Source organism: Mycobacterium sp. UNC410CL29Cvi84, assembly GCF_000686745.1.
Lineage (GTDB): Bacteria > Actinomycetota > Actinomycetes > Mycobacteriales > Mycobacteriaceae > Mycobacterium > Mycobacterium mucogenicum_B.
This window is the reverse complement of the sequence record NZ_JMLM01000016.1, coordinates 37,990-58,574: the sequence shown is the minus strand read 5'-3', so window position 1 is coordinate 58,574 and position 20,585 is coordinate 37,990. Positions and strand designations below refer to the sequence as shown.

General features: G+C 69.0%; 18 protein-coding genes. 9 read left to right on the top strand and 9 right to left on the bottom strand.

Annotated features, from left to right (window positions below; translation table 11 throughout):
* Window positions 1–28: 28 nt before the first annotated feature.
* Window positions 29–397, bottom strand: a complete 369-nt coding sequence (locus BR47_RS0121690; RefSeq protein ID WP_020103407.1) for a heme-binding protein — start codon at window positions 395–397, stop codon at window positions 29–31.
* A 127-nt stretch (window positions 398–524) separates the two neighbouring features.
* Window positions 525–1,058 carry a hemophore gene (locus tag BR47_RS31105; RefSeq protein ID WP_020103406.1) on the bottom strand — a complete coding sequence of 178 codons (534 nt, stop codon included), beginning with the start codon at window positions 1,056–1,058 and terminating at the stop codon, window positions 525–527.
* A gap of 411 nt (window positions 1,059–1,469) precedes the next feature.
* Here BR47_RS31105 and BR47_RS0121680 point away from each other — a divergent pair, with 411 nt between their 5' ends.
* Window positions 1,470–4,388 (top strand): MMPL family transporter, encoded by a 2,919-nt coding sequence (locus tag BR47_RS0121680; protein WP_029120757.1) that lies wholly within the window; start codon window positions 1,470–1,472, stop codon window positions 4,386–4,388.
* The gene (locus tag BR47_RS0121675) at window positions 4,385–4,924 is read left to right on the top strand and encodes a helix-turn-helix domain-containing protein (RefSeq protein WP_029120756.1); all 540 of its coding nucleotides are present in this window, start codon (window positions 4,385–4,387) and stop codon (window positions 4,922–4,924) included. The genes BR47_RS0121680 and BR47_RS0121675 overlap by 4 nt, the downstream gene beginning before the upstream one ends.
* Before the next feature lie 79 nt (window positions 4,925–5,003).
* Here BR47_RS0121675 and BR47_RS0121670 read toward each other — a convergent pair whose 3' ends face one another.
* Entirely contained in the window at window positions 5,004–5,693 is a 690-nt protein-coding gene (locus BR47_RS0121670; RefSeq protein WP_020103403.1) for a hypothetical protein, read from the bottom strand.
* Window positions 5,690–6,358 carry a hypothetical protein gene (locus BR47_RS0121665; protein WP_020103402.1) on the bottom strand — a complete coding sequence of 223 codons (669 nt, stop codon included), beginning with the start codon at window positions 6,356–6,358 and terminating at the stop codon, window positions 5,690–5,692. Before BR47_RS0121665 ends, BR47_RS0121670 begins: the two co-directional genes overlap by 4 nt.
* Window positions 6,359–6,417: 59 nt before the next feature.
* On the opposite strand from BR47_RS0121665, the gene BR47_RS0121660 reads away from it, so the two are divergent.
* Window positions 6,418–8,391, top strand: a complete 1,974-nt coding sequence (locus BR47_RS0121660; RefSeq protein ID WP_029120755.1) for a M13 family metallopeptidase — start codon at window positions 6,418–6,420, stop codon at window positions 8,389–8,391.
* A gap of 57 nt (window positions 8,392–8,448) precedes the next feature.
* Here the strand turns inward: BR47_RS0121660 and BR47_RS31100 are convergent, their stop codons facing one another.
* On the bottom strand, window positions 8,449–9,531 hold the full coding sequence (locus BR47_RS31100) for a L,D-transpeptidase (protein ID WP_036427648.1): 1,083 nt from the start codon (window positions 9,529–9,531) through the stop codon (window positions 8,449–8,451).
* Between the two features lie 222 nt (window positions 9,532–9,753).
* On the opposite strand from BR47_RS31100, the gene BR47_RS0121650 reads away from it, so the two are divergent.
* From BR47_RS0121650 to BR47_RS0121635, 4 genes are all read left to right on the top strand, one after another.
* Window positions 9,754–10,053, top strand: coding sequence for an MTH1187 family thiamine-binding protein (locus BR47_RS0121650; RefSeq protein WP_029105672.1), 300 nt, complete (start codon window positions 9,754–9,756; stop codon window positions 10,051–10,053).
* A gap of 82 nt (window positions 10,054–10,135) precedes the next feature.
* A complete protein-coding gene (locus BR47_RS0121645) occupies window positions 10,136–11,545 on the top strand; it encodes an allophanate hydrolase (RefSeq protein ID WP_029120754.1) in 1,410 nt (469 codons plus the stop codon).
* A complete protein-coding gene (locus BR47_RS0121640; RefSeq protein WP_020103397.1) occupies window positions 11,542–12,240 on the top strand; it encodes a cysteine hydrolase family protein in 699 nt (232 codons plus the stop codon). The genes BR47_RS0121645 and BR47_RS0121640 overlap by 4 nt, the downstream gene beginning before the upstream one ends.
* A gap of 13 nt (window positions 12,241–12,253) precedes the next feature.
* Window positions 12,254–13,846, top strand: a complete 1,593-nt coding sequence (locus tag BR47_RS0121635; RefSeq protein WP_029120753.1) for a SulP family inorganic anion transporter — start codon at window positions 12,254–12,256, stop codon at window positions 13,844–13,846.
* An 89-nt stretch (window positions 13,847–13,935) separates the two neighbouring features.
* On the opposite strand, the gene ricR is transcribed toward BR47_RS0121635, so the two are convergent.
* On the bottom strand, window positions 13,936–14,289 hold the full coding sequence (gene ricR, locus BR47_RS0121630) for a copper-sensing transcriptional repressor RicR (protein WP_029120752.1): 354 nt from the start codon (window positions 14,287–14,289) through the stop codon (window positions 13,936–13,938).
* Window positions 14,290–14,364: 75 nt separating this feature from the next.
* Here ricR and ilvD point away from each other — a divergent pair, with 75 nt between their 5' ends.
* Together ilvD and BR47_RS0121620 are read left to right on the top strand one after the other, a co-directional pair.
* Entirely contained in the window at window positions 14,365–16,065 is a 1,701-nt protein-coding gene (ilvD, locus tag BR47_RS0121625; protein WP_036427647.1) for a dihydroxy-acid dehydratase, read from the top strand.
* Window positions 16,066–16,274: 209 nt separating this feature from the next.
* Window positions 16,275–17,441 carry an ankyrin repeat domain-containing protein gene (locus BR47_RS0121620; RefSeq protein WP_029120750.1) on the top strand — a complete coding sequence of 389 codons (1,167 nt, stop codon included), beginning with the start codon at window positions 16,275–16,277 and terminating at the stop codon, window positions 17,439–17,441.
* Here the strand turns inward: BR47_RS0121620 and BR47_RS0121615 are convergent.
* The 3 genes from BR47_RS0121615 to BR47_RS0121605 form a co-directional block, all read right to left on the bottom strand.
* Window positions 17,378–18,208 carry a PaaX family transcriptional regulator C-terminal domain-containing protein gene (locus BR47_RS0121615; RefSeq protein WP_051634939.1) on the bottom strand — a complete coding sequence of 277 codons (831 nt, stop codon included), beginning with the start codon at window positions 18,206–18,208 and terminating at the stop codon, window positions 17,378–17,380. The genes BR47_RS0121620 and BR47_RS0121615 overlap by 64 nt on opposite strands.
* Window positions 18,209–18,299: 91 nt before the next feature.
* Complete coding sequence (locus BR47_RS0121610; RefSeq protein WP_029120748.1) at window positions 18,300–19,511, bottom strand: saccharopine dehydrogenase family protein; 1,212 nt, start codon at window positions 19,509–19,511, stop codon at window positions 18,300–18,302.
* Entirely contained in the window at window positions 19,508–20,578 is a 1,071-nt protein-coding gene (locus BR47_RS0121605; RefSeq protein WP_051634933.1) for an alpha/beta hydrolase family protein, read from the bottom strand. Before BR47_RS0121605 ends, BR47_RS0121610 begins: the two co-directional genes overlap by 4 nt.
* Between the last annotated feature and the right edge of the window lie 7 nt (window positions 20,579–20,585).

Below are 20,585 nucleotides of genomic sequence, written 5' to 3'. Positions count from 1 at the left end.
CCGCGGATTTTCGTGCACAAATCCCGGGTTAGCGGGCGGCGGGGCCGGGGATGCCGCAGCGGTCGCGGATGTCCTTCAGCGGCTGGCGGATGCCCTGCAGCTCCGCCTTGGTCTGCGGGTTGGCCGCCAGGTACTGCTTGACCTTGGCGTGCGCCTGGTCCTTCGACAGGCCCCGAAGGCTGGTGAAGAAGTCGTTCACGTCCGGGTGGGTGAACAGGTAGGCGGAGGTCGAGGCCTCGACGCCTGACTTGACGCCGGCGATGTCCGCAGAGGTGCAGTTGGGTGGCAGGTCGGCGAGGGCCGACGGCACGGCACCGAACAGCATGCTGCCGGCGACCGCGCCGGCGCCGATGAAACCGGCAACAACGCGTCGCTTGGCCAGAGCGGAGAGCATCATGTGGTCAAACCCCTTCGTCGAGAGCTTCGAAGTCGGCGACCAGTACCGATGCCGACACTGGAAGCTAATCAGAAAGTGCGACGACTTTCGCGGGGTGCCGCATCACGAACTCGTGGCGCGGCCGGAACTACCGCGCGGCGGGTGCCGACACAGCCTGAGCCGCGGGCACAGAGCCCGTCGCCGTCGTCACGCCGGGCAGGGTGGGCGTGAACGGCACGGCGCCGGGCACGCTCGGCATGGCCGGCAACGTGGCGGGCAGACCGCCCTGCTGCGCCTGCATCAGTCCCATCAGCTGCGGCAGCGTCAACGGCAGCTTGCACTGGGAGGACAACGTCACCAGCGGCGCCTGGAGGTTCTGCAGCGCGGCGCCTTCCTGCGGGTTGGCGTCGAAGTAGGCCTTGAGCGCCACCAACGACTGCGGACCGGGCTGCTGCTGCGAGATGTTCGTCAGCGTCTGGTTGGCGACCGGGTGCGCATCCAGGTAGGTGCCGGTCGAGGTGGCCACCATGCCGATGGTCTTGGCGACCTGACTGGCCGCGCACGGATCCTGGCCCGCACCGGCCGACGGCGCCCCGAACGACGTCACCATCACACCGCCGAGTGCGGTTACAGCGAACGTCCCGGCAAGCCCGCGGCGAACCGCGACACTGGTGGTCTTCATGGCAAATCTCCTCACCGGTTTACGAGCCAGAGACGGCCATGTAAACACTCGGCAAACACTGGTTTCCCGGGGTAGCGCCGATGGCGGCGCCGGCCTCATCCGGGATTCGGCTCCCGCCATCTTGCCATCGCGGCGAGGGCGGTGCCCAATCCACACAGCAAACATCCAGGTCACTGCGGTGTTCAAACCTGGCGCCGAAGCCCGCCGACGGCCTCCGACAACGTTGCCGGCGGGGCCGGCCAGGGGGCCGGTTGCAGTTGGATCAAGGTTCCCGTCAGGCGCCTCATCGCCGCTCGCGAGCCGGTCACCCTACCCCATACTGGGGTAGGGTCGGCGGCACGAAACGCCGATCAAGACACTCCGGTGGCAACCGGGACGACCGCAGGAAGAGGGTTCGCCATCCAGCAGTTGATGATGCGGCTGAGCGGTCTGCTGCGGCGCTGGCGCTGGGTGGTTTTCGCCACCTGGCTGCTGCTCATGGTGCCGTCTCTGTATCTCGCGGCGACCCAGTCCAGCAACCTCAGCGGCGGCGGGTTCGAGGTCGCCGGCTCCCAATCGCTGCACGTCCAGCGCGAACTCGAGGACCACTTCCCCGACGAGGGCGCCTCGCCGCTGGCTCTGGTCGCGGCTCCCAACGCCAACGCCACGCAGGAAGACATGACGGCCGCCGTCGACGAGCTCAAACGCATCGCGGCCGGAGTCTCCAGCGTCAAGGTCGTCCCCGACCCCAATCAGGCCGAGCCGCAGGCCGGCAAACCCTATGTCGTGACGTTGCGCCTCGACTTCAACAACAGCGGCGCCGTCGACATCGCCAAGAAGCTCCGTACCGCGGTCGGCATCAAGGACGGTAAACCCGGCCAGACCGCCGACGGCAAGGTCCGGCTGTACGTCATCGGGCAGGGCGCACTCGGCGCAGCCGCCAGCGAAACCACCAAGCACGACGTGGCCGAAGCCGAGAAGTGGAACCTGCCGATCGTGCTGATCGTGCTGCTGGCGGTGTTCGGTTCCCTGGCCGCCGCGGCCATGCCGATGCTGCTCGGCGCCTGCACGGTGATCGTGACGATGGGAGTGGTCTACCTCCTGTCCATCTGGGTCACCATGAGCGTCTTCGCGACGACGACGCTGTCGATGTTCGGCATCGCGCTGGCCGTGGACTATTCGTTGTTCATCCTCATGCGCTTCCGCGAGGAGCTGCGGGCCGGCCGCGATCCGGAACAGGCCGTCGACGCGTCGATGGCGACCTCGGGCCTGGCGGTGGTGCTGTCCGGGCTCACCGTGATCGCCTCGATCACCGGCATCTACCTCATCGGCACGCCGGTGCTGTCATCGATGGCGACCGGCGCCATCCTGGCCGTCGCCATCGCGGTGCTGACCTCGACGACCCTGATCCCGGCGGTGCTGGCCACGTTCGGCAAGCGGGTCGCCAAGCGCTCGTCGTGGCTGCACGTCTCGCGCCGCTCCGACGCCACGCAGTCGCCGTTCTGGACCCAGTGGACCGAACGCACCATGCGCTGTCCGTGGCTGTCGGCGCTGCTGGCCACTGTCTTCCTGGTCCTGCTGGCGGCACCGTCGTTCGGCATGCAACTGGGCAACAGCATGCTGCGCCAGTTCTCCCCGACCCATGAGATCCGCAGCGGCGTGGCCGCAGCAGCGGAAGCGCTGGGCCCGGGTGCCCTCGGCCCCCTCCGGGTGCTCGCGACGTTCCCCGACGCGACGGCCTCCGACCCGCAGAACACCGCGACGCTCGACGCGCTGCACCAGACCATGACGCAGGCGCCGGACGTGGCCCAGGTGGCCCCGCCGGTGTTCAGCAACGACAACCGCAGCGCCCTGTTCACGGTCGTGCTGTCGGTCGACCCCGAAGACCTCGTCGCGCGCGACTCCATCACGTGGCTGCGACAACACCTGCCGGGCGTCGCCGGCCCGAATGTCGCCGTCGCGGTGGGCGGACCGACGGCGCTGATCATGGACTTCGACCACCGCGTCGCGAACACCGAGGTCCTGGTGTTCGTCTTCGTCTCGCTCATCGCGTTCGTGATGCTGCTGATCTCGATCCGCTCGGTCGTACTGGCGCTCAAGGGCGTCCTGATGACGGTGCTGTCGGTGGCCGCGGCCTACGGCAGCCTGGTGATCGTCTTCGAGTGGGGCTGGTTCAAGGCGCTCGGGTTCAAACCCCTGGAGTCGCTGGACACCACCATTCCGCCGCTCGTCCTGGCGATGACGTTCGGCCTGTCCATGGACTACGAGATCTTCCTGCTGACGCGCATCCGGGAACGCTTCCTGCAGACCGGCAACACCCGCGACGCCGTCGCGTACGGCGTCAGCACCAGCGCCCGCACCATCACCAGCGCCGCGCTGATCATGATCGCCGTCTTCATCGGTTTCGCGTTTGCCGGTATGCCGCTGGTGGCCCAGATGGGTGTGGCCTGCGCCGTGGCCATCGCGGTCGACGCGACGGTGGTGCGGCTGGTCCTGGTACCGGCGCTGATGGCGATGTTCGACCAGTGGAACTGGTGGCTGCCCAAGTGGCTGGACCGCCTGCTGCCGTCGGTGGACTTCGAGAAGCCGCTGCCCGCCACCGATACCGGCAGCCTCGTCATCATCCCCGACGACATCTCCGCGCTGGGACCCTCCGGCTCCGAACTGCGCAGCGTCGTCAAGTCCGCGGCGAAGCTGCAAACCCTTGCCGCACAGACGGTTACGGTCGCCGACCCGCTGGCGTTCAGCGGCTGCGAGCCGGGCGAGCAGCAGTACGTGCCGCGCGCCGTCCCCCGCCGGATCGCCGCGGCGCCCCCGCGCAAGGACCGCTCCCGCACCGGGCTGGCGCTGCTGCGGCGGCGCGCGCACGGCCAGTCCCGGTCCGCGTCGGACAACCCCGACGTGCACCCCGTCACCATGTGGGGCGGACGGCTGTCGGTCGCGCTCGACGCCCTGTCGCTCGACGAGACCGACGGCCCCGCCATCGAACGCCGCAGCCCCGTGGAGACGACGACGGTGCTGCTGCCCACGGGCGACCGGCTCGAAATCCCGACGGGCGCCGAGACGCTGCGGCTCAAGGGCTACCTGATCATGTCCCGCAACAGCGTTCAGGACTACACCGACTTCGTCGATCTGGTGTCGTGCATGGACATCCGGACCGCAGCCGCGGTTCTTGCCGGAATTGACGGGTATTACTGTGGAGAACGGTCGAAGAACCAGTGGGTCGCCACCCAGTTGGTCCGCAGGTTGGCCGACCCGCACCCGTTCGACGACCACGAATCGGCAGATTGGCCCGACGTCAAACAGCGTTGTCTGGCGGTGGCAGTGGCCATGTTGGAGGAGGCGAGGTGACGTTGACATCCGAGGTGAGGGACACCCCTTCTGGTGCCGACGATCCCCGTGAGCCCACCGCATCCGGCACCAACGGGGCACCCACCGTCGCATTCCCGGCGCAGGCCCCCGGAGAGAAGCCCGTCGAGTTCTGGTCGACGTCCGCCATCCGCGCCGCGCTGGAGAACGACGACCTCGCGGTGTGGCAGCGCATCGTCGTCGCCATCAAGCGCGACCCCTTCGGCCGTACCGCTCGTCAGGTCGAGGAGATCCTGGCGACCACCAACCCGTACGGCATCTCCAAGGCGCTGGCCGAGGTGCTGTCCCGCGCCCGCACCCAGCTCGAGGCCAACGAATGCGCCGAGGTGGCGCGCCAGATCCGGTTGCTGATGGAGCGTTCCGGTCTCAGCGAGACCGAGTTCGCGTCCCGCATCGGTGTTGGCGCACAAGAACTTTCGGCCTACACCGCAGGCACCACCAGCCCGTCGGCCGCGCTGCTGGTACGCATGCGCCGGCTCTCGGACCGGTTCGCCCGGATGCGTTCCGCCCGCTCGTAGCCACCCGCCGAGAAGGACCAAATGGTCGCTTCTCGCGCGCCGAGACGACCATTTGGTCCCTCTCGAGCGGCTACCACCCCTACCGCGACGCGATCGGGGTCACGTCCATGACGAGCCAGCGCCCGTCCTGCTTCGTCAGCGTGACCCGCAGCCCCAGCACCGTCGCCTGCGCGGGTTTGTTCGGCGCGTTCTGCGAAGCCCGCATGACCACCGCGACACTGGCGAAGTTCGGGCCGATGGTCTCGATACCGGCCGAGATGGTGCTGGCCTGCCCGGCCACCCCACGACTGGTCAGGTCCTTGGCGACAGCATTGAACTCGTTGCGGTAGGCCTCCGCGCGCTGCGGCGCCATCAACGACGTGGCCCGGTCGATCGACACGTTCGGCGCGCCGGGGGTGAAGGTCGCCGACGCCTCCGCGACGCTGCTGGCGATGCCGACCACCATGGACATGTCGGCGCTCGTGGTGCGATCCGGCACCGTCCACTTGGTGTAGCCGACGATGGCGGCCGCGACCACGGCGACCGCCGTCAGCCCGACGACCGCGAGCCGCAACCTGGGCGCGTCGTCATCGGTGCCCATGGTGACGCCGTCACGGCGGAACAGCACGAAGTTGACGATCGACGCCTGCAGCACCAGCAGCCCGACGATGGTGCCCACCACGACCCACCACAGCGGCCGCTCCAGCGCCAGCCCGATGTAGACGAGGCTCGCCAGCACCGCGAGCGGCGCCAGGATGTCGAAGACCAGTACGCGCCACGCGTTCCTCATCGCAGCGTCTCCAATCGCGAGATCAGCAACTTGCCGCCGACATCGGACACCCCGAGGCGCAGCCGCCAGCGCACGGTCTGCGGCTTGGCACCGGCGTTCTGGCTCACGGACGTCGCGATCACCAGCACCGTCGTCGTATCCGAGGAGATGGCCGCCAGCTCCGGCTGGACCGCCGGTTTGCCCTGCTCCCCCGGCGGCGCGTGATGCAGCGTCTCCAGCGCGACGGACTCGATCTGCCCCGTGGTCTGGCTCTGCAGCTTCTGCACCAGCTGGGTGAACGGCGCGACGGTGGCGTCGAAATCGGCGTTGAGCTGGCCGACGGTGCCCTCGTGCAGCTTCGGCACGTTGACGGCGACGTTGTCCTTCGTCATGTTGATCAGCAGGCCGGCCCAGTCGGCGGCGGCCTTCATCGCCTGCGCCTCGTGCACGCGGTCCTTGTCGTCGGCCCGGTGCCCCAGGTAGACCCAGGTCGCGACGACGACGGCGACGGCCGCCACGACACCCAGTACCGCGGAGGCGATGCCGTAGCGGCTGAAGATTCCCTCAGCCTGATCGCTCGGCGGTGCGGCTTTGGCGGCGGGCTTGGTGTCACTGGCCGCGCCGGCTGATGCTGTGTCTTTCGCAGCGTCTTTTTCGGCGGAGTCTTCGCTGCGCTCGTCGGGCATGGGCGTGAGGCTACCCGCAGCGCCCACCGGCACTGCAGCGGCGATGGCAGGATGGCGAGGTGACTCTCGAAGCTACCTCTCCCCGATCCGGTATCGACCTGAGCTACCTCGACCCCGACGCCCGTCCGCAGGACGACCTGTTCGGTCACGTCAACGGCCGCTGGCTCACCGACTACGACATCCCGGCCGACCGTGCCACCGACGGCGCCTTCCGCCTGCTGGCCGACCGCGCCGAGGAGCAGGTGCGCGATCTCATCACGACGGCCTCGGGCCCGGTCGGCTCGGATGCGCAGCGCATCGGTGACCTGTACGCCAGCTTCATGGACACCGAGCGGGTGGCTGCCGTCGGCCTCGCGCCGCTGCGGGCGGAGCTGAGTCTCGTCGCGAACGCTTCGACGCCGGAAGTACTGGCCGCCGTGCTGGGCGGGCTGCAGCGCGCCGGCGTCGGCGGTGGTGCCGCCGCGTACGTCGACACCGATTCCAAGGACTCGACGCGGTACCTGCTGCACTTCACGCAGTCCGGCCTGGGCCTGCCCGACGAGTCCTACTACCGCGAGCCGGCGCACGCGGCGGTGCTCGCGGCCTACCCGCAGCACATCGCCCGCATGCTGAGCCTGGTCTTCGGCGGCGATCAGGCCGAGACGGCCGCCCGCATCGTCGCGCTGGAGACCAAACTGGCCGCGGCGCACTGGGATGTGGTCAAGCGCCGCGACGCGGACCTGAGCTACAACCTGCGGCGGTTCGCCGATCTGGCCGACGAGGCGCCCGGTTTCGACTGGGACGGCTGGCTGGCGGCGGTGGGCGCGCCGGCCGATGTGGTCGCCGAAGTCGTTGTGCGGCAACCGGATTTCCTGGTCGCGTTCGCGGCGCTGTGGGCGTCCGAGCCGCTCGAGGACTGGAAGGCGTGGCTGAGCTGGCGCGTGATCAGCGGCCGCGCCCCGATCCTGACCGACGACCTGGTGGCGGAGAACTTCGACTTCTACGGCCGCACCCTTTCCGGCACCGAGGCGATCCGGGACCGCTGGAAGCGCGGCGTCGGTCTGGTCGAGAGCCTGATGGGCGACGCCGTCGGAAAGCTCTATGTGGACCGGCACTTCCCGCCGTCGCACAAGGCGCGGATGGACGAGCTGGTGGCCAATCTGCGCGAGGCCTACCGCGTCAGCATCACCAACCTGGAGTGGATGACGCCCGAGACGCGGCAGCGCGCGCTGGCCAAGCTGGACAAGTTCACCCCGAAGATCGGTTACCCGGCGCGCTGGCGTGACTACTCGAACCTGGTGATCGACGCCGGCGACCTGTACGGCAACTACCTGCGCGGCCAGGCCGTCGAGCACGACCGGGAGCTGGCCAAGCTGGGCAGCGAAGTGGACCGCGACGAGTGGTTCATGACGCCGCAGACGGTGAACGCCTACTACAACCCGGGCATGAACGAAATCGTCTTCCCCGCAGCCATTCTGCAGCCGCCGTTCTTCGACGCCGAGGCCGACGACGCCGCCAACTACGGCGGTATCGGCGCGGTGATCGGGCACGAGATCGGGCACGGCTTCGACGACCAGGGCGCCAAGTACGACGGTGACGGCAACCTGGTCGACTGGTGGACCGACGCCGACCGTGCGGAATTCGGTTTGCGCACAAAGGCTCTCATCGAGCAGTACGAGGCCTTCACGCCGCGGGCACTGGAGGCGGGCCACCACGTGAACGGCGCGTTCACCGTCGGCGAGAACATCGGCGACCTGGGCGGACTGTCGATCGCGCTGCTGGCCTACGAGCTGTCACTGGGCGGCGAGGAGGCGCCCGTCATCGACGGCCTGACCGGTGTCCAGCGCGTCTACTTCGGCTGGGCGCAGGTGTGGCGCACCAAATCCCGTGACGCCGAAGCCATTCGGCGCCTCGCCGTCGACCCGCACTCGCCGCCGGAGTTCCGGTGCAACGGCGTGATCCGGAACATCGACTCGTTCTACGAGGCGTTCGACGTCAACACGACCGACGAGCTGTACCTGGATCCCGCCGAGCGCGTGCGCATCTGGAATTAGCCGAACAAAGCGAAACCCCCTATTTCGTTGGAAATAGGGGGTTTTCGCGTTGCCGGGTCAGCGGGTGCTGGCGCCCGATCCTGAGCCCGAACCGGTGGACGGAGCGGCGGGGGTCTGCATGCCCCACTGCCAGTCGCCCGCGCCGTCGGAGTAGTTGTACAGGCCGACAGAGTTCTTCACGACGATCGGGTCACCGCTGCCGAACTGGTCGTAGAACCACTTGGCGTTGTCGGGCGCGAGGTTGATGCAACCGTGGCTGACGTTGCGCTTGCCCTGGTCGGACACCGACCACGGCGCGCTGTGCACGAACGCGCCGCTGTTGTCGATGCGGACCGCCCACTGCACCTTGAGCTTGTAGCCCTGCGGTGAGTCGACCGGGACGCCGTAGGTCGACGAGTCCATGATCACGTCCGGGAACTTCTCCAGCACGTAGTAGGTGCCGTTCTTGGTCTCGTCGCCGGTCTTGCCCATGGACATCGGGAAGGTCTTCTCGACCACGCCGTTGCGGCTGATCGTCATCTGGTGCGTCGCGTTGTCGGCGGTGGCAACCAGCGAGTCACCGGTGCGGAAGCTGGACTTGGTGCCCGCGGCGTCGATGTTGACGACGGTGTTCGCCGGCCAGAAGGCGATGGGCCGCCAGCGCAGCTGGGTGTCGGTCACCCAATAGAACATGCCGGGCACCGGCGGGTTCGACGAGATGTGCACGGCGTCCTGCGCCATCTGCTTGTTGGCGATGGGTCGCGCGAAGTTGATGTAGATCGGCTTGGCCACACCCACCATGGACCCGTTCACCGGGTTGAAGGTCGGCGGGTTGAACGGCGGCTGGCCGACGAACGGCGTCGGGTTCTGGCCGGCCGGGGTGCCTGCCGGGATCGGCTGCGGCTCGCCGGGGATCGGGGCGCCCGGGATGACCGGAGCCGGCGCGACGGGCGCGCCGGGGGCGAGCGGGTCACCGACCGGCGGGATCGGCGGCGGCAAAGGGGCCTCAGTGGGAAGGCCGGGGTCGATCGGCGCTGCTGCCACACCGGGGTCCGGCGCATCCGGGTCGGCCACCGCCGACGGGGTTGCGACGGTCATTCCGGCGACCAGTCCGGCCGCCACGACCGCGGTCAGTAGCTTGCTCTTGTTCCACTGCGGCATCCGCCACCTCCAGTTCACAACGTCCCCAGTCTCTCATAGCGCGCTGACCGGCCCCTCCCGCGAAAGGCCGTCATACCCCGCTTCCGGCCCCATCGAAGGCCGCTGAACTGCACAGTTGATCGCCTCAGATATGTCGGGCGTTACTGTCCCGGCCCGCGCTCGACACCCCCGAAACGCCGCGGACGGCTGTCGAAGCCCGGGGATCCGCGCACAATCGGACCTGTGATTGTTGCCTTCAGCGTCAGCCCGATGGGCGGCGACGAGTCCGGCGGTGTCGCCGCGGCCGTCGCCGCAGCCGTGCGGGTGGTGCGCGAGTCCGGCCTGCCCAACGAGACCAACGCGATGTTCACGAACATCGAAGGTGAGTGGGACGAGGTGATGGCCGTGGTCAAACGAGCCGTGGAGGCCGTGGCTGCGGTGTCCCCACGCGTCAGCCTGGTCCTCAAGGCCGACATCCGGCCCGGCTACACCGGCCAGCTGACCGCGAAGGTCCAGCGCATCGAGGACGAACTCGGCGCCTAGCCGGCACTCGGCCGACGACCCCTAACACGATCGACACACGCCCGTACTGCCGGCGCCATCATGCTGCTGACAATGGTCAGGCATGGGTTCTGATGTGCACGGGTTCGCCACCGGTCCGACGATCGGCCCGTCGGTGGCCGAAATCCTGGATTCGCACGCCGGCGGCACCGGCTCCCCGGTCAAGACCGCGGCCCGCGTGGCCGATGCGATAGCCGCCCGCGGGGACGACGGCACCTGGTTGTCCGTCGTGCCGCGCGAGGAGCTGCTGGCGGCCGCAGCCGAGATCGAGAACCGGCCCGGCGCACGTACGCTGCCGCTGTACGGCGTGCCGTTCGGGGTGAAGGACAGCATCGACGTCGCCGGGGTGCCCACGACGCTGTCCTGCCCGGACTACGCGTACGTCGCCGAGCGGACCGCGCCGGCGGTGCAACGCCTGCTCGACGCGGGTGCGCTCTACGTCGGCAAGACCAACCTCGACCAGTTCGCCACCGGCCTCAACGGCACCCGGACGCCCTACACGGTGCCGCGCAGCGTCTATGGCGGTGGCCTCATCTCGGGCGGGTCCAGTTCGGGCTCCGCGCTGGCCGTCGCCCTGGGCCAGGTGCCGTTCGCGGTGGCCACCGACACCGCCGGGTCCGGGCGGGTCCCCGCCGCCCTCAACGGCGTGGTGGGTTTCAAACCGTCCCGCGGGCTGATCAGCACCGTCGGACTGGTACCGGCGTGCAAGTCGCTGGACTGCCTCAGTGTGATGGCGGGCTGCATCGACGACGTGGACCGGGTGTTCGACGTGCTGGCCGCCCGCGACGACGCCGACGCCTGGTCGCGCGACCGGGGACCGCGTCACGGCGACGGTCCGATCCGGGTCGGCCTGCCGCCGATCGCCGAGCTGGAGTTCTTCGGCGACGAGGCCATGCGCGCGGCGCATCTGAGTTTCCGTGAACACCTTGAGCGCCTGGCCGACATCGTCGAGGTGTCACTGGCGCCATTTCTCGCCGCGGGCGCCCTGCTCTACCAGGGCCCGTGGGTCGCCGAGCGGCTCGTCGAGTTCGGTGATTTCCTTGCTGCGCAACCCGATTCGATCCACCCCGTGGTGCGGGACATCTTCCGCAGCGGGCTGAACTACACCGCGGTGGACGCGTTCGCCGCCCTGCAGAAACTGCAGGAGCTCAAAGCCGAGGTGGGCCGCCTCTGGCAGACCATGGACGTCCTCGTGGTGCCGACCATCGGAACCACCTTCACCGTCGAGCAGGTGTTGGAGAACCCGATCAACTGCAACACGATGCTGGGCCACTACACGCACTTCGGCAATCTGCTCGATCTGCTGGGCGTCGCGGTCCCGCTCGGCACGACCAGTGACGGCCGGCCCTACAGCGCGATGCTGCTGGGCAACGCCCTGGCGGACGACACCGCGCTGACGCTGGCCGCGCGCATCCTCGACGAGCCCCGCGCGACGACCGAGGTCGCCGCGGCGGCGGTCACGGAGCTCGCATGACGTCCGTCGCGGTACCGGCCGCACCGACACCGTTCACGCTGACCGCCGGTCAGACCGCGCTGATCGTCATCGACATGCAGCGTGATTTCCTGCTGCCCGGCGGCTTCGGCGAGAGCCTCGGCAACGACGTCGACCAGCTGCTCAAGGTGGTGCCACCGCTGGCGGCGCTGCTCGCCGCGGCCCGCGCGGCCGGGGTCATGGTCATCCACACCCGCGAGGGCCACGAACCCGACCTGTCGGACTGCCCGCCCGCCAAGCTGAATCGCGGTGCGCCGTCGAAGCGCATCGGGGACCCCGGCAAGTACGGGCGCATCCTGATCCGCGGCGAATACGGTCACGACATCGTTGACGAGCTGGCCCCTATCGACGGCGAGTTGGTGATCGACAAGCCCGGCAAAGGCGCCTTCTACGCCACCGGGCTGCAGGACGCGCTGACCGGCGCGGGCATCACGCAGCTGCTCGTCACCGGTGTCACCACCGAGGTGTGCGTGCACACCACCACCCGCGAAGCCAACGACCGCGGCTACGAGTGCCTCGTCGTATCCGATTGCGTCGGTTCATATTTCCCGGAGTTCCAGCGCGTGGGCCTGGAAATGATCGCCGCGCAGGGCGGCATCTTCGGCTGGGTCGCGGACACCGCGGCCGTCATTCCGGCACTGCAACAACTCGCCGCCCCATCACCTTCCGCGGTCTAGAGAGGACCAGCCCATGTCCACCGACGTCTCCGATCCCCCGGCCGCCGGAACCCCCAAGCCGGCCCTGTCCATTCCGTGGTGGACGCGCGGCGACACCAACGCGTTCTTCGGGCTGGGCTTCAACATCCTGGTCAATGTCCTGACGCTGACGGGTCTCATGATCGGCGTCGTCAAGGTCCCCGCCGGCGACGTGCTCGGCACCATCCTGCCCGCGCTCGGCGTGGCCCTGATCCTCGGCAACCTCTACTACACGTTCCTGGCCCGTCGCCTCGCCCGGCGCGAAAACCGCACGGACGTAACAGCTTTGCCCTACGGCCCGAGCGTGCCGCACATGTTCATCGTGGTGTTCGTGGTGATGCTGCCGGTCTACCTGCACACCAAGGATGCGATGCAGGCCTGGCAGGCGGGGCTGGCGTGGGCCTTCATGATCGGCATCATCGTGATGATCGGCGCCTTCGTCGGCCCCTACATCCGCAAGCTGACACCCCGGGCGGCCATGCTCGGGACGCTGGCCGGCATCTCCATCACCTTCATCTCGATGCGGCCGGCCGCCCAGATGTGGGAGGCGGCCTGGATCGGGCTGCCCGTGCTGGCGATCATCCTGATCGGCTTCTTCACCGACGTGAAGCTGCCGTTCGGCATCCCGACCGGACTGGCCGCGCTGCTCGTCGGTACCGCCATCGGCTGGATCGGCGGGTTCATGTCGGCGCCCGATGTCGCCAAGGCGGTGTCCGACATCGCGATCGGGCTCCCCGATCTGCGGGTCGGCATGCTGCTCTCGGGCCTGTCGCATCTGGCCCCGCTGCTGGGGACCGCGATACCCCTCGGCGTCTACAACTTCACCGAGGCGATGAGCAACGTCGAGAGCGCGGCCGCCGCCGGCGACAACTACAACCTGCGCAGCGTGCTGCTGGCCGACGGCGCGGGTGCGGTGATCGGGTCGGCCTTCGGCTCGCCGTTCCCGCCTGCCGTCTACATCGGCCACCCCGGCTGGAAGGACGCCGGCGGCCGGGCCGGGTATTCACTGGCCAGCGGCGTGCTGATCGGAGCCTTCTGCTTCCTGGGCCTGTTCGGCGTACTCGACGCGCTGTTGCCGGTGCCCGCGATCGTGCCGATCCTGCTCTACATCGGTCTACTGATCGGCGCACAGGCCTTCCAGGCGGTGCCGCGCCTGCATGCCGTCGCCGTCGTCGCGGCGCTGCTGCCCAACCTCGCGCAGTGGGCCGGCGGCCTGGTCGACAATGCGCTGAACGCCGCGGGCACCTCGGCCTCAGCTGTGGGCCTGGACAAGCTCAACGGCGCCGGCGTGGTCTACCAGGGGCTGCAGACGCTCGGCGAGGGCGCGGTACTCGTCGGCCTGATCCTGGGGACCATGGTGACCTTCATCCTGGAGAAGAAGTTCCTCTACGCGGCGATCGCGTCGGCCGTCGGTGCGGCGTTGTCCTTCATCGGCCTCATCCACGCACCCGAGGTGGCATGGGCGGCCAATCCACAGGTCGCCCTGGGCTACCTGTTCTTCGGTCTGGTGTGCGCCGCGTACTCCCGGTTACCCGGGGCCGATGAACCCGTCACGGTCGACGAGTCGGACGTCGTCGCCGGGCATTAGCGTCGCGGCACGATCACAACGTCCGGCTGAGAGCGTCGTTGAACGTATAAACGGTTATCGCCGCTCTCAGCCGAACGTTGTGATCGGCGTCAGGACCGGACGAGCCGCGCAATCGCCGCGGAGGCCTCGGCCAGCTTCTGCTCGGCCTCGTCGCCGCCGACGGCCACCGCATGGCTCACGCAGTGCCCCAGGTGCTCGTCGAGCAGCGCCAGCGCGACCGACTGCAGGGCGCTGTTGACCGCGCTGATCTGCGTCAACACGTCGATGCAGTACTTGTCCTCGTCGATCATCTTGGCGATGCCGCGGACCTGTCCCTCGACGCGCCGCAGCCGCTTGGCGTAGTTATCTTTGTTGGGCGAGTAGCCGTGCTGGGCTTCCTTCGGCGCATCGCCGTGCGAAGCCTCAGGGTGGCCCCCTGGTGCCCCCGACTCGTCTGCCGTCATAAGCCCAGCGTACCGCATACCCCTTAGGGGTATCCAATGCAAGTTCGCTTGGTAGCGACCGGCATACTTACCTGCATGTCTGCAGATCAGCCCGATATCAAGCCCCGCAGCCGCGACGTCACCGACGGTCTCGAGAAAACCGCAGCCCGCGGCATGCTGCGCGCGGTAGGGATGGGTGACGACGACTGGGTCAAGCCGCAGATCGGCGTCGGGTCGTCGTGGAACGAGATCACCCCCTGCAACATGTCGCTGCAGCGGCTGGCGCAGTCGGTCAAGGAGGGCGTGCACGCCGCCGGCGGTTACCCGCTGGAGTTCGGCACCATCTCCGTCTCCGACGGCATCTCGATGGGCCACGAGGGCATGCACTTCTCGCTGGTGTCGCGCGAGGTCATCGCCGACAGCGTCGAGACCGTCATGCAGGCCGAGCGCCTGGACGGCTCGGTGCTGCTCGCCGGCTGCGACAAGTCGATCCCCGGCATGCTCATGGCTGCCGCCCGCCTGAACCTGGCCAGCGTCTTCTTCTACAACGGCTCGATCATGCCGGGCGTCGCGAAGCTGACCGACGGCACCGAGAAGGAAGTCACCATCATCGACGCCTTCGAGGCCGTCGGTGCGTGCGCCCGCGGGCTGATGTCCCGCGAGGACGTCGACATCATCGAGCGCGCCATCTGTCCGGGCGAGGGTGCCTGTGGCGGTATGTACACCGCCAACACCATGGCGTCGGCAGCCGAGGCACTCGGTATGTCGTTGCCGGGCAGCGCATCTCCCGTCGCGATCGACAAGCGCCGCGACGAATACGCCCGCAAGTCCGGTGAAGCCGTCGTCGAGATGCTGCGCCGCGGCATCACCGCGCGCGACATCCTGACCAAGGAAGCATTCGAGAACGCCATCGCCGTCGTCATGGCCTTCGGTGGCTCCACCAACGCGGTGCTGCACCTGCTGGCCATCGCCCGCGAGGCCGAGGTCGAGCTGACCCTCGCCGACTTCACCCGCATCGGCAACAAGGTGCCGCACCTGGCAGACGTGAAACCCTTCGGTCGCCACGTGATGAAGGACGTCGACGAGATCGGTGGCGTGCCCGTCGTCATGCGCGCCCTGCTGGATGCCGGTCTGCTGCACGGTGATTGCCTCACCGTCACCGGCAAGACCATGGCCGAGAACCTCGCCCACATCGCGCCGCCCGACCCGGACGGCAAGGTGCTGCGCGCCATGAACAACCCGATCCACCCGACGGGCGGCATCACCATCCTGCACGGCTCGCTGGCCCCCGAGGGCGCCGTCGTGAAGTCGGCCGGCTTCGACTCCGACGTGTTCGAAGGCACCGCAAGGGTTTTCGAGCGCGAGCGAGCCGCCCTCGACGCACTGGAGGACGGCACCATCACGCACGGCGACGTCGTCGTCATCCGCTATGAGGGCCCCAAGGGCGGCCCGGGCATGCGCGAGATGCTCGCCATCACCGGCGCCATCAAGGGCGCCGGCCTGGGCAAGGACGTACTGCTGATGACCGACGGCCGCTTCTCGGGCGGGACGACGGGCCTGTGCGTCGGGCACATCGCGCCGGAGGCCGTCGACGGCGGACCCATCGCGTTCGTGCGCGACGGTGACCGCATCCGCCTCGACGTCGCCAACGGCAAGCTCGACCTATTGGTCGACGAGGCCGAATTGGCTTCGCGCCGTGAAGGTTTCGAGCCGCTGCCGCCGCGCTACAAGACCGGCGTGCTGGCCAAGTACACCAAGCTGGTCCAGTCCGCCGCCGTCGGCGCCGTCTGCACCTAGCCGGGTGTTTGTGCACGATTTTCCGCGGTAGGCGCGGAAAATCGTGCACAAACACCCGGTGGGCGGGCTCGGTGATAGCGTGAGGTCGGGCGCGCAGGACCGCCCGACGTCCGCTCGAAGGGGCTCAGCCTCCCTGCTGATTGCTTTACCTTGTGACCGACCTCTTCTCGGCCCGATTCGCGGACGCGGGCGCATGAGAGGAGGCCGTCATGGCCAGCACACTGCCCACCAATCCGTCCCTGGACAAACTGCGCGTCGAAGCCCGCCAACTGCAGCGGGCGGACGGCATCGCACTGCACGCCGCGCAGTTCGCCGTCGCCCGTCGCTATGGCTTCACCGGCTGGCCCGCGCTGGTGCACTACCTGCGACTGGCCGCTGATCTGAGCGTCGACCCGGGCGCGGTCGACGAGGACGCCCTCGACCCGGCCGACCGGTTCTGCTCGTGGGCGTCGTTGCGCTACAACGAATCCGACGCCCCGCCCCGGTGGCAGTCCGCCGCTGAGCTGCTGGCCGCTGATCCCGGGCTGGTCGACCGCAGCATCTGGGCCGCGGCCGCCGCCTCGGACCCGGTCGCGCTGGCAGACCATCTCGCCCATCGCCCGACGCTGGCCGGTGCCGGCGGCGGGCCGTTCGGCTGGGTGCCCATGATGTATCTCTGCTATTCGCGGGTTCCCCTGGGCCGCAGTGCAAATGACGTCCTGGCGGTCGCGACGCTCCTGCTCGACGCCGGCGCCGACCCGAACGACGGTTACCTGTGGTGCGGCATGTCGACGCCGTTCACACTGTTGACCGGCGTGTTCGGGGAAGGCGAGCAAGGGCCGCGGCGGCAGCCCCGGCATCCGTATGCCACCGAACTCGCGACGCTGCTCCTGCGCCGCGGGGCCCATCCGGTTGATCAGCAGACGCTCTACAACCGCATGTTCCGCCCGGACGATTCGCACCTGGAGCTGCTGTTCGCCCACGGTCTCGCCGACGCCGGACCCAGCCCCTGGGAACGACAGCTCGGCGAGGCGATGGAGACCCGAGAACAACTGTGGCAGCGGCAAATTCACTGGGCCGCCGAGCACGGGTTCCGCGACCGCCTCGACCTGCTCGCCCGGCACGGCATCGACGTGTCCGGCGTCGAACTCGTCACGCAGACCTTTCCCGATGATCCCAACGCCCGTGACGATGAGGGCGCGACGCCACTGCACCAGGCCGCGTGGGAGGGCGACCTGCCGCTGATCCGGCGGCTGCTCGCGGCGGGTGCGGACCCGTCCCTGACCGACGGACGGTTCGAGTCGACGCCGTTGCAGTGGGCCGAGCACGCCTATCAGACCGAGGCGGCGGAACTGCTGCGCGCCGCGACTTCGGCCACCACCTCCGAATACCACTGAAACAGCCTGATGCGGTGCGGGGCTTCGCTTTTGAGTAACTCCGCCCAGCATTCCGCGACCTTCGCGCGGGCGGCGACGCCGATCCACGGCTGCGGCAACAACTCTGGTGGCAGCAGCGGGTCGGCCTCGAGCGCGCGGGTGAATTCGGCGGCCAGTTCGATGGCCGTGGTGAGCTGCGCGGTCGGGGTGGCGTCCGGCAAGGCGGACAGTGCGCGTTCGGCGACGGCGAGCAGGCGCCGGTGACGTTCGGCGATGTCGTGCAGCGGCCAGAGGTGGTCGGCGACGGCGCGCGGCTCGGCGCGGCCACCGACAGCCAAGTCGGTGGTCGTCAGCGTGGTGACGTGGTCGGTGATCGCCAATTGTTCGGCCGTGGCGGCGATCTCACGCTCCCAGTCGTTCGGGGAGACGTACAGACCACCTTGAATCGCGGCGCCACCGAGGCGCACGATCGCGTCACGCATCGCGTCACGCGCCGACCGCACCGACTCCGGGACCGCGAACGCCACGACGTGCCAGCGGCCGTCCCACGGCGCGTCGCCCCGGTCCTGGGCGTACATGAGCCGCAGATAGTCGAGGTCCGGGGTGATGCTGCTGCGCAGCTCGTCGGTCGCCCGCAGCACCGCTTTCCGGCCGCGCCCGTCCTGGACGAACTGCCCGTCGGCGACCAGTCGCTTGATGCACAACCGCACCTGCTGGTCCGTCATCCCGAGTTCGCCCGCGACGTCGTACAGCGCACCGGCGTCGATGGTCGCGTCGTCCCGCAACATGCTCTCGACCAGGGTGCGGGTCGGCACTTCGATGGGTGCGTCCAACGGTCAGCTCCTTGTGCCCGCGATACGACGGGCGGGGCTCCCAAGTCTAGGCACGCTCGTCCTGTTCGACGATGACGAGCGGCCGGCCGTCGGGCCGATCGAGTTGGCGGGCCAGGTCGGCGAAGAATCGCGGCGCGTCGATGACGGCGTCGGGCGGGTGCACTCCCGGACGCCGCGCGGTGCCGTCGACGATCTGTGCCAGCCCCAACGCCAGCGGGATGCCGGTGGCCCGGGCCATGTCCCCGAACAGTCCCGCCGCGGTACCGGACAGGTCGAGATGGGTCAGCACCGTGCGGTCGCGTCCGGCGCGGGTGCCGGATACCGCGGCGAAGAACGGCGGCAGCGTGCCCGGCCCCTGGCTGCGGACCGACAGCCGAAGAGATCGCAAGTAGCGCAACAGGTTCGGCTTCGCGAACTGCAGGGCCGCCGTCTCGTGCGTCAGTCGGCGCCGGTCGGTGTCGCGGCGCAACACGTCGAGATACGCCAGCGTCTGCGGCCGCATCACCATGAGGTTGACGGCCTCGCCCGTGAGCCCGAGCGTGCGCCGCAACGTGATGGGCTCGGGGTGACCGACCGTGTATGCGGTGCCGCGGCGGCCACCCGGCAGCGTCAGCCCGACCGGGCGCAGCGGACGCTCGAACGTCAGCTGTCCACCCCGGACGGTGCAGATTTTGCCGCTGCTCTGCAGCATCCAGTGCACGGCAGCCGCCGACGGCCGACCGTCTGGGCCCAACAGCACCTCGCCGCCATCACCGCCCGTCCCGGACACGTCGACCGGCCATGCGGTGTAGGCGTCGCACACCGTATCGAGTTCGGCGGCCGCCGTGGCGGCGAGCAGGTTGCTCACACCCGGGCTGGCGCCCATCCCGATGACCGCGCAAACGCCTGCGGCACGGGCGGTTTCGTCGAGTTCGAGCATCTGCACCGTCGGTTCCCAGTCGTCGCAGATGTCGACGTACTGCGTGCCCGTCGCGATTGCGGCGCGTAGCACCGGAACTCCGAAGCGGTAGTACGGCCCGACGGTGTTGACGACGAGGTCCGCCGGGTCGAGGAGCCGGCACAGGGCCGCCTCATCCGTGACGTCGACCTGGGCGGCACTCACCCGCACCGGCGCCTCGGCGAGTTGTCCGCACAGGCGGTGCGCGGCGGCGCCGTCCCGGTCCGCGACGACGATCTCGTCGACCCCGGGCAGCCGCGCGGCGAGCCGGACCGCGACTGCGCCCATGGCCCCGGGGCCACCCAACGCGAGAATCCTCATCGGGCCTCCTTGGCGGCCGGCAGTTCCTGGACGTAGCGCCGGAGATTGTCGAGGTAGCTGGGCGCATAGATCTGCCGCGGCGCGAAAGTTCCCATCACATAGGCCTTTACGCTGTTGGGGTTGTTCTCCAGATCCTCCTTGGCGAGGCTGTGCGAGGCGTGCGGGTAGGTCTGGACCGTCAGCAGATCGCGATGCACCAGTTCTCGGTAGACGCGCTCGGTCTCAGCCACGTCGACGTTCCGGTCGCCCTCGCCGAGCTCCAGCAGCACCGGGACCGTGAGGTGCGGCAGCGTGGCGCTGACGTCCGCACGGTAGTTTCGCGCGACGAATCCCCAGCGGTCTGCGGACATCGGCGGCGCGTCGATGCCGGCCGTGCGGTACTCGTGGTAGGTCGCGCCGGTGCGCAGCAGCTGATTCGTCCGCTCCCGCCGGGCCAGCGCAGCGGCCAGTTCCGACTGCGGCGCCGCGCGCGCCTTCAGCTCGGCTCGCAGGTTGTACTCACCCTGCCGCATCCAATTGATCGCTGGGCCAACGAGAATCACGAACTGCAGGTCGGGTTTGCGCACTGCTACCTCGGGCGCCACCCAGCCGCCCTGGCTGATACCCCAGATGCCGACGCGGTGCGGATCGATGTCCGGCCGGGTGCGGGCCCAGTCGATCGCGGCGCTCGTCTCGGCGGCCCGGTCGGCCATGCTCTGGTTCAGCCAGTTACCGGGTGCACCGCCGACACCGGGCTTGTTCCACGACAACGACGCGTAGCCGGCTTTCGCGAAGGACTCCCAGATGGGCCGGTAGAACGCGTCGCGGCTGGCGTCGGCGGGACCGTCGCCGTGGACGAACACCACCAGGCCGAACGGCCCCTTCCCCGTCTTGGGCAGGACCAGCACGCCGTCGAGGGGCTGCGCCGGCGCCGGGATGGTGACGCGCTGCTCGCGGATCGCGAAGTCGTTGGCGTACAGCACCCAGCCGCCCGCCGACAGCACGACCGCGACAACACAGCCCAGTGCGATCAGCGCGCGGCGTACCCAGGCAGGCAAGCGGCGACCCGTCGTAGAACTATCACTCATGAAACGA